The organism is Tardiphaga sp. (assembly GCF_044336785.1).
GTDB lineage: Bacteria > Pseudomonadota > Alphaproteobacteria > Rhizobiales > Xanthobacteraceae > Tardiphaga.
This window is the reverse complement of sequence record NZ_JBIIOT010000029.1, coordinates 36,094-52,565: the sequence shown is the minus strand read 5'-3', so window position 1 is coordinate 52,565 and position 16,472 is coordinate 36,094. Positions and strand designations below refer to the sequence as shown.

Annotated in this window: 14 protein-coding genes and 1 riboswitch; of the genes, 9 read left to right on the top strand and 5 right to left on the bottom strand. The window is 63.8% G+C overall.

Going from position 1 to position 16,472, the window contains the following annotated elements; genetic code table 11:
- On the top strand, positions 1-689 hold a 689-nt coding region (locus ACIQ2A_RS11050), incomplete at its 5' end, for a M20/M25/M40 family metallo-hydrolase (protein ID WP_398478876.1).
- An 8-nt stretch (positions 690-697) separates the two neighbouring features.
- Here the strand turns inward: ACIQ2A_RS11050 and ACIQ2A_RS11045 are convergent.
- Positions 698-2,689 carry a putative bifunctional diguanylate cyclase/phosphodiesterase gene (locus ACIQ2A_RS11045; protein WP_398478874.1) on the bottom strand — a complete coding sequence of 664 codons (1,992 nt, stop codon included), beginning with the start codon at positions 2,687-2,689 and terminating at the stop codon, positions 698-700.
- 111 nt (positions 2,690-2,800) lie between these two features.
- On the opposite strand from ACIQ2A_RS11045, the gene ACIQ2A_RS11040 reads away from it, so the two are divergent.
- Positions 2,801-3,313: a tyrosine phosphatase family protein gene (locus ACIQ2A_RS11040; RefSeq protein ID WP_398478872.1), complete on the top strand. Its 513-nt coding sequence runs from the start codon at positions 2,801-2,803 to the stop codon at positions 3,311-3,313.
- On the opposite strand, the gene cobS is transcribed toward ACIQ2A_RS11040, so the two are convergent.
- Together cobS and cobT are read right to left on the bottom strand one after the other, a co-directional pair.
- The gene (gene cobS / locus ACIQ2A_RS11035; RefSeq protein WP_398478870.1) at positions 3,306-4,070 is read right to left on the bottom strand and encodes an adenosylcobinamide-GDP ribazoletransferase; all 765 of its coding nucleotides are present in this window, start codon (positions 4,068-4,070) and stop codon (positions 3,306-3,308) included. The two genes, ACIQ2A_RS11040 and cobS, sit on opposite strands and share 8 nt — an antisense overlap.
- The gene (gene cobT / locus ACIQ2A_RS11030) at positions 4,071-5,156 is read right to left on the bottom strand and encodes a nicotinate-nucleotide--dimethylbenzimidazole phosphoribosyltransferase (RefSeq protein ID WP_398478868.1); all 1,086 of its coding nucleotides are present in this window, start codon (positions 5,154-5,156) and stop codon (positions 4,071-4,073) included. It lies immediately after the preceding gene.
- Positions 5,157-5,221: 65 nt separating this feature from the next.
- Positions 5,222-5,418: riboswitch (cobalamin riboswitch) on the top strand.
- Between the two features lie 91 nt (positions 5,419-5,509).
- Between cobT and ACIQ2A_RS11025 the strand changes: the two genes are divergently transcribed.
- From ACIQ2A_RS11025 to ACIQ2A_RS11000, 6 genes are all read left to right on the top strand, one after another.
- Positions 5,510-5,956, top strand: a complete 447-nt coding sequence (locus ACIQ2A_RS11025) for a DUF1636 family protein (protein WP_398478866.1) — start codon at positions 5,510-5,512, stop codon at positions 5,954-5,956.
- Positions 5,953-6,486: a bifunctional adenosylcobinamide kinase/adenosylcobinamide-phosphate guanylyltransferase gene (gene cobU, locus ACIQ2A_RS11020; protein ID WP_398478864.1), complete on the top strand. Its 534-nt coding sequence runs from the start codon at positions 5,953-5,955 to the stop codon at positions 6,484-6,486. Before ACIQ2A_RS11025 ends, cobU begins: the two co-directional genes overlap by 4 nt.
- Positions 6,487-7,500: a cobalamin biosynthesis protein CobW gene (gene cobW, locus ACIQ2A_RS11015; RefSeq protein WP_398478861.1), complete on the top strand. Its 1,014-nt coding sequence runs from the start codon at positions 6,487-6,489 to the stop codon at positions 7,498-7,500.
- Between the two features lie 190 nt (positions 7,501-7,690).
- Positions 7,691-11,407 (top strand): cobaltochelatase subunit CobN, encoded by a 3,717-nt coding sequence (gene cobN / locus ACIQ2A_RS11010; protein WP_398478859.1) that lies wholly within the window; start codon positions 7,691-7,693, stop codon positions 11,405-11,407.
- Positions 11,404-12,033 (top strand): cob(I)yrinic acid a,c-diamide adenosyltransferase, encoded by a 630-nt coding sequence (gene cobO / locus ACIQ2A_RS11005; protein ID WP_398478857.1) that lies wholly within the window; start codon positions 11,404-11,406, stop codon positions 12,031-12,033. Before cobN ends, cobO begins: the two co-directional genes overlap by 4 nt.
- A gap of 159 nt (positions 12,034-12,192) precedes the next feature.
- Entirely contained in the window at positions 12,193-13,680 is a 1,488-nt protein-coding gene (locus ACIQ2A_RS11000) for a cobyric acid synthase (RefSeq protein WP_398478855.1), read from the top strand.
- Here ACIQ2A_RS11000 and cbiB read toward each other — a convergent pair.
- Positions 13,653-14,621, bottom strand: coding sequence for an adenosylcobinamide-phosphate synthase CbiB (gene cbiB, locus ACIQ2A_RS10995; protein ID WP_398478853.1), 969 nt, complete (start codon positions 14,619-14,621; stop codon positions 13,653-13,655). The two genes, ACIQ2A_RS11000 and cbiB, sit on opposite strands and share 28 nt — an antisense overlap.
- Complete coding sequence (locus ACIQ2A_RS10990; RefSeq protein ID WP_398478851.1) at positions 14,621-15,478, bottom strand: ABC transporter substrate-binding protein; 858 nt, start codon at positions 15,476-15,478, stop codon at positions 14,621-14,623. The genes cbiB and ACIQ2A_RS10990 overlap by 1 nt, the downstream gene beginning before the upstream one ends.
- A gap of 9 nt (positions 15,479-15,487) precedes the next feature.
- Between ACIQ2A_RS10990 and cobD the strand changes: the two genes are divergently transcribed.
- Positions 15,488-16,471: a threonine-phosphate decarboxylase CobD gene (gene cobD, locus ACIQ2A_RS10985; RefSeq protein WP_398478849.1), complete on the top strand. Its 984-nt coding sequence runs from the start codon at positions 15,488-15,490 to the stop codon at positions 16,469-16,471.
- The last annotated feature ends 1 nt before the right edge of the window (position 16,472 follow it).

Below are 16,472 nucleotides of genomic sequence, written 5' to 3'. Positions count from 1 at the left end.
TGCATATCGAACAGGGCATCGTGCTCGAAACAGGCAAGCTCGATATCGCTCTTGTCACTGGCATCGCAGGTATCACGCGGGTCGAAATCGTGCTCACGGGCGCCGCCGATCACGCGGGCTCCACGCTGATGCAATATCGCCGGGATGCTTCACTCCCTGCTGCCGAGATCGTGCTGCTGGTGGCGCGCAAGGCCAATGAATACGCAGCCCGCAAGCAGGGCCATTTTGTTGCGACCTGCGGCATTCTCGAAATCAGCCCCAATGCCTCGAATGTCGTTCCCGGCGGCGCGCGGATGATCCTCGATATCCGCGCTGAGAAGGCCGAGATCGTCGCCGACTTCGTGGCCATACTCGATAGCGAGACGCAGGCCATCGCCGATCGTGCGAACGTCGATCGCACCAAATTCGGCATCATCTCGCAAAATCCGCCGTCACCCTGCGACGATCATCTGCGCGATATTCTAGGCCGTGCCGCGGAGAAACTCGGCTATTCCACCACCACGCTTGCGTCAGGTGCAGGCCATGACGCTGCCTTCATGTCGCATGTCGGCAAAAGCGCGATGCTGTTCGTGCCATCGAAGGACGGCAAGAGCCACTGTCCGGAAGAGTACACATCGCCCGAGCAACTCGCCGTCGGGGCGGCCACGCTGTATGAAGCGGTGCGGCTGCTCGACGGGCAGAACGCGTAGCGGCCATGTCAGCCGTGGAAGCGTGCCTCGATGCTGGACGCTTCGCCTGATTTTTCGAGATAGGTCGCGACCTCGTCGCCGCGCATCGGCCGCGCAAAGGCATAGCCCTGCATGAAGCTGGCGCCTTCCGCGCGAAGGAAACTGATCTGTTCGGCAGTCTCGACGCCTTCGACGATACAGTCATGGCCGAGATCGCTGCACATGCCGATCATGGTCTTCAGGATCAGCCGGGCCGCCGGATCGATCTCGATCCGGCTGATGAAGCTGCGATCGATCTTCACCTTGTCGAGCGGCAATTCGCGGATGCAGCTCAGGCTCGAATAGCCGGTGCCGAAATCGTCGAGCGAGATGCGGGCGCCGAGCGCGCGCAACGCATTGAGCGCCTGCGAGGCCTGCGCAAGATTGCGCATCACGCCGGTCTCCGTAATCTCGAAATCGATGCGATTGGCTTTGACACCGCTCTGCTGAATCACCGCGATCAGTTTGAGAATCGACAGCGTCGAGCCGACATCCTCGGCCGAGAGATTGAACGAGATGCGAACATTCTCGGGCCAGTTCAGAGCGCCTTCCAGTGCCTTACGCAACAACAGCGGCGTCAGTTGCGCGATCATGCCGGAGCGCTCGGCGGCGACGATGAAGGTCATCGGCGGCACATCGCCGAGTTCCGGATTGCGCCAGCGCGCCAGCGCCTCGAAGCTGACGGTGCGCCCGGTCTGAGCGCAGACGATCGGCTGATAGGCGATCCAGAGTTCCTGGTCGAGATCGGCATTCAGCAGCGCCTGATCGATCTGGCTGGCCTTGCGGATGGTCGCCTCGTGTTCGGCGCTAAAGCAAACGACGCGGCCACGCCCGTTTTGCTTGCCGAAGTGAAGCGCATAGTCGGCGCGTTCAAACAGGTCTTCAGCGGTCTGGGCTGCGTCGGGGAATTGCGCATAGCCGACCGAACAGCCGATACGGACTGCGATATTGCCGATCTCGAATGGCGCGTCGAACAAGCCGATGATCTTGTGCTCGGCATCGCTGATCGCCTGCTCGTCCTGCAACGGGTTGCTGAACATGACGAACTCGTCGCCGCCGAGACGGCCGAGAAAGGTCTGCGGATCGAGATGCGCGCGCAGGCGGTCGGCGACCTTGAGCAGCAAGCGGTCGCCGATGCGATGACCATGTACGTCGTTGATCGCCTTGAATCCATCGAGATCGATGATGCCGAGCGACAGACGGCACTCGGTAATACGGGCCGAGATGATTGCGCGCTCGAGTTCGGTGAAAAAATTGCGGCGGTTCGGTAGGCCCGTAAGGCTATCGGTGTTCGAGTTCCGATAATTACGGTCGCTCAGCAGCTGCAGCTCGGCCTGTTTGGCAAGCAGCGCCTTTTCCGAATTCACGCGCTGTTCGAAATCCTTGTGATTGCCAAGCAGCATGATGACAACGGCGAGGGTGACGACCACGAAGTTGAATGCAATGGCGACAAAGATCGGGCTGTCGCTTGCGCCAAAATAGATCGCGAATGGAATGACGACGAAATTCATCACGATCAGTGCAGCAGCGCGCAGATGCATCAGGCAGAAGGCGCAGCCGATCGAGGTGACCGCCATAAAGAAAGCCACATGGCTTTTGGCGAGATCGTTGCCATACGGCAGCAGGCTCAGGCTCCAGGCGCAGAAAGCGACCCCCAGGATGCTTGCGAAGATGATCGAACTGCGCAGCTTGGCGACCGCCTGATCGGTCTGCAATTCGCGGTTCCGCGATCTCCACCAGCCCATGATGCGAAACACACAAATTACGCTCAATGCGGCCGGCATATCGAGCGTCAGCGAGCGTGGAGCCGCACCGTCAAAGGTGAGAGCCAGCGCCCATGTATTGAACACGACGATGGCATACATCATCGGAACTTGCCGCGTGAAAGCAGCAAGCTTGGCCTGTATCAATTCCGGGTTGTCGCGCGGCAAACGCAACAAATCCGGCAATTGGTCGGCGAATGTGTCAAAAACCCTGGACATCGTGCCGGATCCAAATTGAGTAACTACTGAAATAGAGCGTCAGCTTAATACCTACTCAAACTTGTTTAAGATTGACTGACGAGCATTGCGCAGGGATTGCAGGCCTTCACCATGATCTATGTTAGTTCGCTGAGCGGACTTCCCGCTCTTGCAGCGTCACTCGCGGACTTCGATTTGCTCACGCTGTTATCGCCTAGCGCGGCTGCACGCGACTGGAACGGCATCGCGCGCGAGCGGCATGTGCAGCTGTCGTTTCATGACATCGTGGAGTTGACGCCGGATCTGATTGCACCGGACGCCGATGTCATGCGCGCCATTCTCGCCTTCGGCCGCGGCGCGGTGGATGAGCGTCCGCTGCTGGTGCATTGCTGGGCTGGCATCAGCCGTTCGAGCGCGGCCGCCTATGCGATCGCCTGCGATCGCAATCCCGGTTACGAGTCTGAGATCGCCGATGAGCTGCGGCGCCGCTCACCTTACGTGACGCCGAACAAATTGATGGTGAAGCTTGCCGACGACATGCTCGGACGTGCTGGGCGCATGAGCGAAGCCATCGCACGCATCGGCCGCGGTGCGGACACCGCCGAAGGCGAGCCGTATCAATTGCCGTTGCGCTGGCCTATCTGAGCACGGCGGCGACGCCGAGCAGGAAACCGATCTCGAACACCTGCTCGATAGCGCCGAGCACATCGCCGGTATAACCGCCGATCATGCGCCTGGCCCAGCGCGCGAGCAGGGCGCCGAGCAGGGCACCGAGCACAAGGCCGAGAACGGCCGACCTGAACGAGATGAGCGCAAGCGGAATCACCGCCAGCGCGACGATGACGAGCAAAAATATGATATCATCACGCGGCACCGGCGCCTCGGCGTAGCGCACTTTCATCGCTGCGGTGTCGCCGGCATAGGCGAGGCGATTCATCACGAAAGCCGGTATCGCACGTGCCGCGGCATGCACAGCGATCAGTGCCGTCGCGCCGGCCCAAGGCGGCAGCGTTGCCAGCGCTGCGATGCGCAAGGCGCAGCCAAGCCCGAGCGCCAGCGCGCCATAAGTGCCGATGCGGCTGTCCTTCATGATGGCGAGGCGTTTTTCGATCGTCCAGCCACCACCAAAGGCATCGACGGTGTCGGCAAGGCCGTCCTCATGCAGCGCACTGGTGAGCACGATGCTCGTCGTCACGGCGAGCAGGGCGGCGATCGATGGCGACCAGACGTGACAGGCGACAACATAAACGACGGCGCAGGCCAAGCCGATGCCGGCGCCCACCAGCGGAAAATATTTCATCGCCCGCGCCAGCCAGTCGGGCGCAGGCGCGCCATCGGCATGCGGCGTCGGTAGCACCGTGAGAAAACGGATCGCATTGAGCAGATGCGGATCCGGCGTCATCTAGATGCGTCCCGCCAGCACATCGTCGAGACTGGCGACATCGGTCAGCAGCCGCGCAGCGGCGCGCACCAGCGGCACCGCAAGCAGCGCGCCGGTGCCTTCGCCGAGCCGCAGGCCAAGATCGAGCAAGGGCTTTGCATCCAGCGCGTTCAGAACGAGGTCATGTCCGCGCTCGGCGGAGCGATGCGCGAACACGCAATAGCCGCGCGCCTCAGGGCTGAGCCTGATCGCCAGCATAGCGGCGACGCTGGAAATGAAACCGTCGATGATCACAGGCCGCCGTTGCGACGCCGCCCCTAGGATCGCACCGGCCATGCCGGCAATTTCGAGCCCGCCGAATTCCGCGAGCACATCCAGCGGCGCGGTGGCATCGCTGCGCGCGGCGGCCATCTCGATCGCAGCGCGCTTGCGGGCCATGCCGAGATCGTCCTGGCCGGCGCCGACACCGATGCAGTCAGTGAGCGTCGCTGGTGCGAGGCGATGTGCAAGCAACGCGGAGGAGGCGGTATTGCCGATGCCCATTTCGCCGAGCGCGATGATATCGGCACCGGCCTTGATCTCACCGATCGCGATGCGGATGCCATGCGCGAGTGCAGTGGCAGCTTGTTCCGACGTCATTGCGGGCTCGCGCGCGGCATTGGCGGTGCCCAAGCGCACCTTGGCGTCGCGCAAACCTGGATGCACCGGCAGTTCCGCTGCGACGCCGATATCGATGACGCGAACGTCGATGGCATTCGCCTTGGCGAACGCATTGGCAGTGGCGCGACCGGCGAGGTAGGTCATGACCATCGCGACGGTGACCGCGGATGGATATTGCGACACGCCCTCGGCCACGAGACCGTGATCGCCGGCGAAGACCAGCAGCACGGCTTTCTCGCCGCGCGGCTCGCCGGGATGGCGGATCATGCCGAGCTGGAGGGCCAATTCCTCGATTCGCCCGAGCGAACCCGGCGGCTTGGCCTTGCCGTCGATGACCGCGCGCAGGCTGGCCTCGGTGGCGGGATCGAGGGGCGCGATGGCCGGCGGCTGCCAGATGGGGCTTTGTGTGTTCAAAATCAGGTTCCTTTGGCCGCCTGTCTCGCGCATCCGCGGCCATTCGGTCAACAGCAGGCGCGCAGTTCCGGCCGTGGTTGACCCGGACTGTGGGGGCAGATAGCGTCCGCGGCGATGGTCCTTCCGCGTGGAAGGTGAAAAGGGAAGCCGGTGCGATACCGGCGCTGCCCCCGCAACTGTAAGCGATGAGCCCGCGCCGGTGCCACTGGGAGTTCCTGATCGGGGAATTGCTGGGAAGGCGGTGATGGGCGCCGACTCGCGAGCCAGGAGACCTGCCGTCACGAATTGTGCTTTGGAGGCGTCGTCGGGGCGGGGTGCACCGGACGGGAGCGAGCGGATGGCAGCATCCGCGCGACCCAACAAAGCTCGCCTGATTTGAGCCCGTGATGGATCGCAACGCACCGACCTTGTCCGCCGACCTTGCCGTCAATGATCTGCCACGCCCGCTGCCCTCGGCGCCGGTGGTGGTGAGCGTGTGCGTGAACTGCAAGGCGACCGACGGCGCCGTGGTTGGTCCCGCGATGCTGGAAGCGGTCACGGCCGCGCTCGATGCGCGCGATGTGGATGTGATGGTGCGCCCGGTGCAGTGTCTCAGCGTCTGCAAGCGTCCGACGACGGTCGCGGTGACGAGCCAGGACGGCTACACGTTTTTGTTCGGCGACCTGCTGACCGACACCGGCCCGGATGCCGTCGCATCCTTCGTGCAGTCCTATCAGAAATCGGACTACGGTCTGGTGCCATGGCGCGAGCGCGCCGATGTGTTGCGCAAGGGCATGGTGGCGCGCGTGCCGCCGTTGCGCTGGTCTCCGGAAGACGGCAGGGCACCGAAATGACATCGCTCGGCACGACGTTGGTTCTCGGCGGCGCACGTTCCGGCAAATCGGCTTTTGCCGAGCGCCTGATCGGCGAGATGCAGCTCACAAAAGTCTATCTCGCCACAGCGACCGCCGGCGACGACGATGAGATGCAGACGCGCATTGCGCAGCATCGCAAGCAGCGCGGCGAAAACTGGATCACCATCGAGGAGCCGCTGGCGCTGGTCGATACGCTGACGCGCGAATCCACCATCGGCCGCGTCATTCTCGTCGATTGCCTGACGCTGTGGCTGTCCAATCTGATGATGGCCGAGCGCGATCCCGAGGTCGAGGCGAAGCGTCTGGTCCGCTTTCTCGATGTCTCGCGCTATCCCATCGTGTTCGTGTCCAACGAAGTCGGTCTCGGCCTGGTGCCGGAGACGCCGCTCGGCCGTGCCTTCCGCGATGCGCAGGGTCGCCTCAACCAGACCATTGCCGCGGCCGTCAACAATGTGGCTTTCGTCGCTGCCGGCCTTCCTCTCTGGCTCAAGCGTTTTCAGGAGAATTGAATGTCCCGCGTTCCCGTCACCGTCCTCACCGGCTTTCTCGGCGCCGGCAAGACCACCCTGTTGCGCTCGCTGCTCACCCAGGCCGACGGCCGCCGCATTGCCGTGATCGTCAATGAATTCGGCGATGCCGGTTTCGACGGCGGCCTTGTCGAGGAATGCGCGGCGAAAGCCTGTGCCCCCGGCGACATCGTCGAACTCACCAATGGCTGCATCTGCTGCACGGTGGCCGACGATTTCGTGCCGACCATGGAAAAGCTGTTGTCGCGCGAGCGTCCGCTCGATGCGATCGTGATCGAAACCTCCGGCCTCGCATTGCCGCAGCCTTTGCTGAAGGCATTCGCATGGCCGGCCGTGAAGACGCGTGCGACTGTTGATGGCGTCGTGACTGTGGTCGACGCCCTGGCGCTGTCCGAAGGCCGCGTCACGCTCGATGAGCATGCGGTCGCCGAGCAGCGTGCGGCCGACGAAGGCATCGAGCATGATGATCCGATCGAAGAAGTGTTCGAAGACCAGCTCGCTTGCGCCGATCTCGTGGTGCTCTCCAAGAGCGATCTTGTCAGCGCCGAGCAGCTCGCCGAAATCGAAACCAAGCTGAAGGCCGAGCTTCGCGCGGGCGTCGGCATCGTCCGCTCCAAGGGCGATCTCGCGCCAAGCGTGCTGATCGGCCTCAACGCTGCAGCCGAAGATGATATGGCGGCCCGCGTCGGTCATCACGGTGAGGAGGAAGAACACGATCACGATGATTTTGACAGCATTGTCATCAAACCCGGTGCCGCCGGCGATCTCGACGCCATGCGCGCCCGCGTTGGCGCAGCGCTCGGCATCGAAGGCGTGTTGCGCGTCAAGGGTCATGCACGGATTGCCGACAAGCCGGCGCCGATCGTGGTGCAGGCCGTCGGCGCCCGCGTCGACCTCGCTTTCGCGCGGCCGGATGTGAGTCATCCCGAGCATCTGGTGGTGATCGGGTTGAAGGGGTTCGATGCCGACGCCGTGCGCAAGGCACTGGCGGCTTAGTTCTTTCCCTCCCCAGGCGGCGCAGCCGCGCAGTGGGGAGGGTGGATCGAACGCGCAACGTTCGAGACGGGTAGGGTGCTTCCGCATACTCGGACGTCGCATGGGTTGCCCCACCCCGACCTCCCCACTGCGCTTCGCTTGGGGGAGGGAGCACTGAGGTCCTCGCACAACAGGAAGAACCACCACCCGCATGCATCTCAAGCTCGACACCTCCGGCAGCATTGACGACGGCGACGTCGCCCGCGATCTCGGGCAGGCGACGGCGGATATTGTCGTGCTGTCTGCGGCGGACAGCGATCTCGCCGCCTTCGGTGCGGCGCATGCGAGTCTTGGCGCGGACTTCCCGAGCGTGCGGCTGACCAATCTGCTCGCGCTCGGCCATCCCGCCTCCGTCGATCTCTATGTCGAGCGGACGCTGGCCAAAGCGAAGATCGTGCTGCTGCGCATGCTGGGCGGCATCAGCTATTGGCCGCATGGCGTCGAGAGCCTGCGCAGCGATGCCATCGCGCGCGGCGCACTGTTCGCCTGCATTCCCGGCGAGATGGACTGGAATGCGGAGCTTGCCGCACGTGGTACGATCGCTGCCGATGCGACGCATGCGCTGTGGCGCTACTGCAGCGAAGGCGGTGTCGAGAATGCGACGCTGGCGCTGCGCTACGCCGCACATCTGATCGGGCAGGGTGACAAGCCGCCTGCCGCGCGGCCGATGCCATCCGCAGGATTCTGGCCGCAGGCGCCTTTGGGCGACGAGCGTCCGAACGCCGTGGTGATCTTCTATCGTGCGCTGGTCGCAGGCGGAGACACGGCCGCGATCGCAGCGCTGCGCGATGCCCTGGATGCGCGCGGGCTCAATCCGGTCTGCCTCTATGTTACCAGCCTGAAGGACGAGCGCTCTTTCGCCTTCCTGCGCGCGGCGCTTGCGGCGTTCCCGCCTGATGTCATCATCAACGCGACAGCCTTCGCGACCGCGACCGCCAACGACGACGCTGGCGTCTTGTCCGCATCGGGTTGCCCTGTGCTGCAGGTCGCACAGGCCGGCATCTCGCATGCGAGTTGGGAAAGTTCGTCACGGGGCCTCACGCCGCGCGATCTGGCGATGCATGTGGTGCTGCCGGAAGTAGATGGCCGTATTTTCGCGAATGTCATCGCCTTCAAGGAGCGCGGCAAAAGCGACGGCGGTTTCACGCCGACGCTGCTGAGGCCGGTGCCGGATCGCATCGATGCGGCCGCTGATCTGGCGTGTGCCTGGGTGCGTCTGCGCCGCACGGAAATCGCCGAGCGTCGCGTCGCGCTGATCCTCGCCAATTATCCGAACCGCGATGGCCGGCTCGCCAACGGCGTCGGTCTCGACACACCGCAGAGCCTCGTCGATATCATCATGGCGATGCAGGGAGCCGGTTATCGTGCCGTGGATGCGCCATCAACATCGGCCGCGATGATGGAGCTGCTGCAGCAAGGTCCCACCAATGCGCTTCATGAGCGCGCCGTGCGCAGCGGCGGCGCCACATGGTCGCTGACAAGTTATCGCAAAGCGTTCGCACGATTGCCGGCCGTCATCCGCGCCGCCGTCGAAGCGCGTTGGGGGGATGCTGCAGACGATCCGCATGTGGTCGATGATGCGTTTCGTCTCGGCCTGCATCGCTTCGGCAATATCGTCGTCGGCGTGCAGCCGGCACGTGGCTACAATATCGATCCCAAGAGCACCTATCACGATCCGGATCTGGTGCCGCCGCATCACTATCTCGCGTTCTATCTCTGGCTCCGTCAGGAATTCGATACCCATGCGATCGCGCATGTGGGCAAGCACGGCAATCTCGAATGGCTGCCGGGCAAGAGCACTGGCCTCTCGGCCGGTTGCCTGCCCGATGCGATCCTCGGTCCGCTGCCGCATCTCTATCCTTTCATCGTCAACGATCCCGGCGAGGGCATCCAGGCCAAGCGCCGCACCTCGGCCGTCATCGTCGATCACCTGACGCCGCCGATGACCCGGGCGGAACTGCATGACGATCTCGCCCGGCTCGAAAGCCTGGTCGATGAGTATGCTGCGGCGAGCGATCTCGATCCGAAGCGCGCTGCCGTTATCGCCGAGGACATCCTGTCCTTCGCTCGCGCCCAGCAGATCGACAGCGACGTGGACATCAATCGCGACACGCCGACCTATGAAGCGCTGCGCGCGCTCGATGCGCATCTCTGCGATCTCAAGGAAATGCAGATCCGCGACGGGCTTCACATCTTCGGCCGCAAGCCCGACGACGCGCAGCGCAATGATCTACTTGTCTCCATCGCGCGCCTGCCGCGCTCCGATATCCGTGCGCAGGATGCGTCGCTGCATCGCGCTTTGGCGATTGATCTCGGGCTCCGTGGTTTCGATCCACTGATGCGTGAGATGGCCGACGATTATCTCGGTCCGCGCCCGAAGATGCTGGCTGACATATCCGACGTGCCATGGCGAACCACGGGCGATACGATCGAACGTATCGAGATGCTGGCGCTGAAACTTATCGCAGGCGAATGCGCTTGCGATCCAAGCTGGGCGCAGACAGCGCAGGTGCTCGGCTGGATCGATACATTTTTGCGTCCCGCCATCGATGCTTGCGGCGACGCCGAGATGGCCGCATTCCTCAAGGGCCTCGACGGCCGCTTTGTCCGCCCCGGTCCGTCCGGCGCGCCGACGCGCGGACGGCCCGATGTGTTGCCGACCGGCCGCAATTTCTTCGCTGTCGATGTCCGTGCGGTTCCGACACCCTCGGCCTGGCGCATCGGGCAGCTCGCAGCTGAGCGTCTGGTTGAGGCCTATTGGCAGGAGGCCGGCGAATGGCCGCGCAGCATCGCGCTGTCGGCCTGGGGCACCGCGAATATGCGCACCGGCGGCGACGATGTCGCGCAGGCGCTGGCGTTGATCGGCGCGCGACCGGTCTGGGAAGAGACGTCAGGCCGCGTCACCGGCTTCGCCATCACGCCATTGTCCGAGTTGAAGCGGCCGCGCGTCGATGTCACCTTTCGTGTCTCCGGCCTGTTCCGCGATGCCTTTCCGACCCAGATGGATATCATCGGCTCGGCTGTCAGCGCCGTGGCGGAGCTCGATGAGCCCGATGATGCCAATCCCATCGCTGCCAATGTCCGCGCTCGCGCGCACAAGCTGGAAGCCGGCGGTATGACCTGCGAACTCGCACGCCGGCAGGCGATGCGCCGTGTGTTCGGCTCCAAGCCTGGCGCTTATGGTGCAGGCTTGCAGGCGCTGATCGATGAAGGCGGCTGGAACAACCGGGCCGATATTGCCGACGTCTATCTCGATTGGGGCGGCTATGCTTATGGCGCTGGCAACGAAGGCGAGAGCGCACGCGACGAATTTTCAGAGCGGCTGAAGTCCGTCGATCTCGTGGCGCAAACGCAGGACAATCGCGAACACGACATTCTGGATTCCGACGATTATTACCAGTTCATCGGGGGCCTCTCCGCCACCGTGCAGACGTTGCGTGGCTCAGCGCCGCGCGTCGCGCATATCGATACGTCCCGCCCGGAAGCGCCGATTGCGCGCTCGCTGGCGCACGAGATCTCGCGCGTGGTGCGTGGTCGCGGCGCCAATCCGAAATGGGTCGCCGGCGTGATGCGCCATGGCTATAAAGGCGCGTTCGAGATTGCGGCGACGGTGGATTATCTGTTTGGCTTCGCCGCCTCGACAGATGCCGTCGGCAATCACCATTTCGACCAGTTGTTCTCAGCCTATCTCGAGGATGATAAGGTTCGCGACTTCATGGCATTGGCCAATCCGGCAGCGCTGCAGGAGACCGCGGCACGCTTTGCCGAGGCGATCCGCCGGGGATTGTGGACGCCGCGCTCCAACAGTGCGCAACATCTGATTTCCGAATTGATGAATACCAAGCAAATCGCGAGGGAACACGCATGAGCGACTCCGCAGCCGATCACGCCGCAGAAAACCTGCGACACAAGGAGAAGGCCGCCAAGCACAAGGCCGCCAAAGACAAGATCATGGCGACCAAAGTGGGCGAGAAGGGTCTGCTGATCGTTCACACTGGCACCGGCAAGGGCAAGACCTCGGCCGCGCTTGGCATGGTATTCCGCCATATCGGCCATGAGATGCCGGTCGGCGTCGTGCAGTTCACCAAGTCGCCATCATGGGACACCGGCGAAGCGCGGGTGCTGGCGAAATTTCCGGAACTGGTGACGCTTCATATCATGGGTGAAGGCTTTACCTGGGAGACCCAGGATCGCGAGCGCGATATCGCCGCCGCGACGGCCGGCTGGGAACGGGCGAAAGAGCTGATCCGCGACGATCGCCATCGCATGGTGCTGCTCGACGAACTCAACATCGTGCTGCGCTATGACTATCTCGATCTCAACGACGTGCTGACCTTCCTGCGCGACGAGAAGCCGGCGGACAAGCATGTGGTCATCACCGGCCGCAATGCCAAGCCGGAGCTGATCGAGATGGCAGACCTCGTGACCGAGATGACGCTGGTGAAACATCCATTCCGCGCCGGCATCAAGGGGCAGAAGGGCGTGGAGTTTTGATCGCTCGCTGCAAACTCAGCATGTCATCCCCGCGAAAGCGGGGATCCATAACATCCGAGCTCGTTATTGAAACGGCGTCGCCGCGACGGAGCGTCGCCACGCATTCGGTGTCTATGGATCCCCGCTTTCGCGGGGATGACAGTCGAGTTTGAGGCAGCCATGAACCGCACCACGCCCGCTTTGATGATCCAGGCGACCGGCTCCAATGCCGGCAAGTCGACGATCGTCGCCGGGCTGGCGCGGGCATTGGTGCGGCGCGGGCTCAAGGTCGCGCCGTTCAAGCCGCAGAACATGTCGAACAATGCGGCCGTCGCCGTCGATGGCGGCGAGATCGGCCGCGCGCAGGCGGTGCAGGCCCGCGCCGCTCGGCTGGCGCCCAGCGTGCATATGAACCCCGTGCTGCTGAAGCCGGAGACCGATACGGGATCGCAGGTGATCGTGCAGGGCCAGCGCTGGGGCACGCTGCGGGCGAAGAATTATCTGGAGAAGAAGGCCGCATTGCTGCCGGCCGTGCTGGAGAGTTTTTCGCTGCTCGCCGATCAGGCGGACATCGTGCTTGTCGAAGGCGCCGGCAGCCCGGCGGAGATCAATCTGCGCAAGGGTGACATCGCCAATATGGGCTTTGCGGCGGCAGCTGATGTTCCCGTCGTGCTCGCCGGCGATATCGATCGCGGCGGTGTCATTGCGTCGCTGGCCGGCACGCATCTGGTGCTGGAGCCGGACGAGCGTGCGCGCATCCATGGCTTCATCGTCAACAAGTTTCGCGGCGATCCCAGCCTGTTCGACGATGGGCTGACATCGATCACGGCCTTCACCGGATGGTCGTCGATCGGCGTCCTGCCATGGCTGCCGCAGGCTGCGATGCTGCCGGCTGAAGACGCCGTCGATCTCGATCGCGCGCAGAGCTCCAGCGCTACGCGTGTGATCGCGGTGCCTGTTCTCGCGCGGATCGCCAATTTCGACGATCTCGATCCGCTCGGCATGGAGCCCGGCGTCAAGCTCGTCTTCGTCAGGCCCGGCGAGGCCATTCCGGGCAATGCCGATGTGGTCATCATCCCCGGCAGCAAATCCACCATCGGCGATCTCGCTTTTCTGCGCGCGCAAGGTTGGGACATCGACATTGCTGCTCATGTGCGTCGTGGCGGCCATGTGCTCGGCCTGTGCGGCGGCTATCAGATGCTTGGTGGCCGCATCAGGGATCCCGATGGCGTCGATGGCGCGCCGGGTGACGTGGACGGGCTTGGCCTGCTCGATATCGAGACCGTGATGAGCGGCAGCAAATCGACGACGCTGGTGTCCGGCACGCATCTTGCGACCGGGGCTGCCGTCGAGGGTTATGAAATCCATCTCGGTCGCAGCAGCGGCGCGGATTGTGCGCGGCCGCTGCTCACGATCGAAGATCGCCCCGATGGCGCGATCTCGCGCGATGGCCGCGTGCAGGGCACCTATGTGCATGGCCTGTTCACCGGCGATGCCTTTCGCAAGGCGTGGCTGGCGCAACTCGGCATCGCATCATCGCTCGCTTATGATGCGCAAATCGAAGCCGCGCTCGATGCGCTGGCGGACCATTGCGAGAAACATCTCGATATCGACGCGCTGATCGCGATCGCGCGTACGCGTCAGAGTGCAAATGCCAGCAGGGCGTAGATCAACATGTCCAGTCCGCACGCCGCCGCATAGACGTGCAGCGCGCGGCGGATGTCGTCGGGCTCGGCGACGCGGCCATCCGCGTTGAGATAGGGCTCGTTTGCTGCGCCTTCCGCGTAGACGCGCGGGCCTGACAGGGCGATGTCTAACGCGCCGGCCATGGCGCTTTCCGGCCAGCCGGCATTCGGCGAGCGATGTTTGCGCGCATCGCGCAGCATGGTCCTGAACGACGCCGTGATCGATCCGCGTACCACGGGAGCAGCGAGCGCGACCAGTACACCGGACAGCCGTGCCGGTACGAGATTGACGAGATCGTCGAGCCTGGCCGCAGCCCAGCCGAAATCGATATAGCGATCGGTGCGATGGCCGATCATGGAGTCGGCCGTATTGATGGCCTTGTAGGCGATCAGGCCGGGCAGGCCGAGCAGCGCGAGCCAGAACACCGGCGCGACGATGCCGTCGGAGAAATTCTCCGCGGTGGATTCGATGGCGGCGCGCGCCACGCCGGATTCGTCGAGGCGTTCCGGATCGCGGCCGACGATCATGGCGACGGATTTGCGGGCAGCCGGCAGGCCGCATTCAACGAAGGCGCGATGCACGCGGGCGACGTGCTGATACAGGCTGCGCTGCGCAATCAATGTCGAGGCGATGAGAGCCTCAGCCATGAAGCCGATCCAATAGCCGTGCAGAAGGTCCGAGAGCAGGGCACCGACCAGGAGTGCAGTGCTGACAAGGACGATGACCGTCAGCACACCCGCGATCTTACGTGCTCGCTTCGACCAGTTCTCCCGATTGAGCTGACGCTCCAGCCAGCCGATGCCATGACCGATCCACACCACCGGATGCGGCGCGCGGCGCCACAGCCAGTCGGGATCACCGATCACGGCATCGAACAGCAGGGCTGCGACCACCAGCAGAAGCGCATCGCCATGCACCAGCATCACGGCGCCACGCGGTTGATTTCAGCGGACAGGTGATCCAGCGCCTCGACCATGGTCGGGCCGCCGCAGGCCATGAGACGCTCCGGCAGCACCAGGCGCTTCGATGGCGGATAGGTCTTTTCCAGCGCGGGATGCAGCAGGAAGGCGCGGCCTTCGTCTTCGGCGAAGTCGGTCGTGTCGGTGACCAGCAGCAGATCGGGCTTCAGGGTGATGATGGCTTCCAGCGAGGCAAAGCCGCCGGCCTTGAGGCCGAGTTCGCCGCCGGCATTTTGCAGCCCGACAGCCGATAATAGCGAGGTGGTGAGATTGTCGCCGCCGGAGACCCAGCCGCGCCGCGACACGGAAAGCACGCGCAGGGATGTGCGCCGCGCGGCAGCGCGCGCATGGGCGATGGCAGCATCGAGTTTGGCAATTTCAGATTCGGCGCGTTCGGGATGTTTCACCAGTGCGCCCATCTGGCGCAATTGCTTCTTGACGTCGTCGAGCGAGCGGGCCGGATCGAATTCGGCAACTTTCAGCCCTTTGTCTTTCAGGAGCTCGCGGGTCGCCCGCTTGGTGAAACGGCCGGCGACCACCACGTCGGGCTTCAAGGCGAGCACATCCTCCGCTTCGCCGGAGAGAAGGCGGAATTGCGCTGCCTTGTTCTTGTCCCAGGAACGAAATGGATCGCGCGCAAACGGGCTGAGGCCAAGAATCTGGTCGGGATCGGCGAGGGTGACGAGCAACTGATCCGTGCACAGATTGATCGAGGCCAGACGAGGCGCATCGGCTGCAGGCGCCGCGCCGTTTGCAAATAGCAGGAATGCCGCAGCGACGGCCGCGCAAAGCCTCTCGCGCTTGGCGCGATATGATGGCATGAGGGACGCATGAAACATGGTGGCGATCTCACCCAGGCGATGGCCGAATTCGGCGGCGCAGCGGACGAATGGCTGGATCTTTCGACCGGCATCAATCCTTGGCCTTATCCGATCCGCAAGCTGCCGGACAGTGCCTGGCAAAGGCTGCCGGCGCGTGCCGATGAGCAGGCGCTGCTCGCTGCCGCGCGCGCGACCTATCGCGTGCCTGAAGGCGCCGGCATCGTTGCTGCGGGTGGCACGCAGGCGCTGATCCAGCTGCTGCCGCGGCTTGCCAAAGATGGTGCCGTTGCAGTTGTCGGCCCGACCTATAACGAACATTCCGCGGCCTGGGGCGATGCCGGCCATGCCATCGCGGCGATTGGCGATCTCGCTGAATTGCCGGCGCATGCGACGCATGCGGTCATCGTCAATCCCAACAATCCCGATGGTCGCATCGTCGATCCGCATCGTCTCGCTGAAATCGCGGCTGTGCTGCAACGGCGCGGCGGCTGGCTGGTCGTCGATGAGGCCTTTGCCGATGTGGAAGCCGGCATCAGCGCGATCGCGTCCTGCGGCCGGTTGCCGATCGTGGTGCTGCGTTCGTTCGGCAAATTCTATGGTCTTGCCGGCGTTCGGCTGGGCTTTGCTATTTCGACACCGGATATTGCGAACAGCATCCGCACCCTTCTCGGTCCGTGGGCCGTGTCCGGTCCGGCTTTGCATGTGGGCACCAAGGCGCTGAAGGATGCGCCCTGGGCGATGCAGACGCGCATTCAGCTCGCGGCGCAGGCGATCAAGCTCGACGGTATTTTGCAGGATGCCGGCTTTGCAGTGATCGGCGGCACGTCGCTCTATCGGCTCGTGCGGCATCGCGAGGCGTTGGCCGTGCATCGCAAGCTCGCGCAGAAGCGAATCTGGTGTCGCAGTTTCGACTGGTCGAACGAGCTGCTGCGTTTCGGCCTGCCTGAAGATGCCAAGGCGCTGGATCGTCTCGCGGCAGCACTGGCGCCATAGC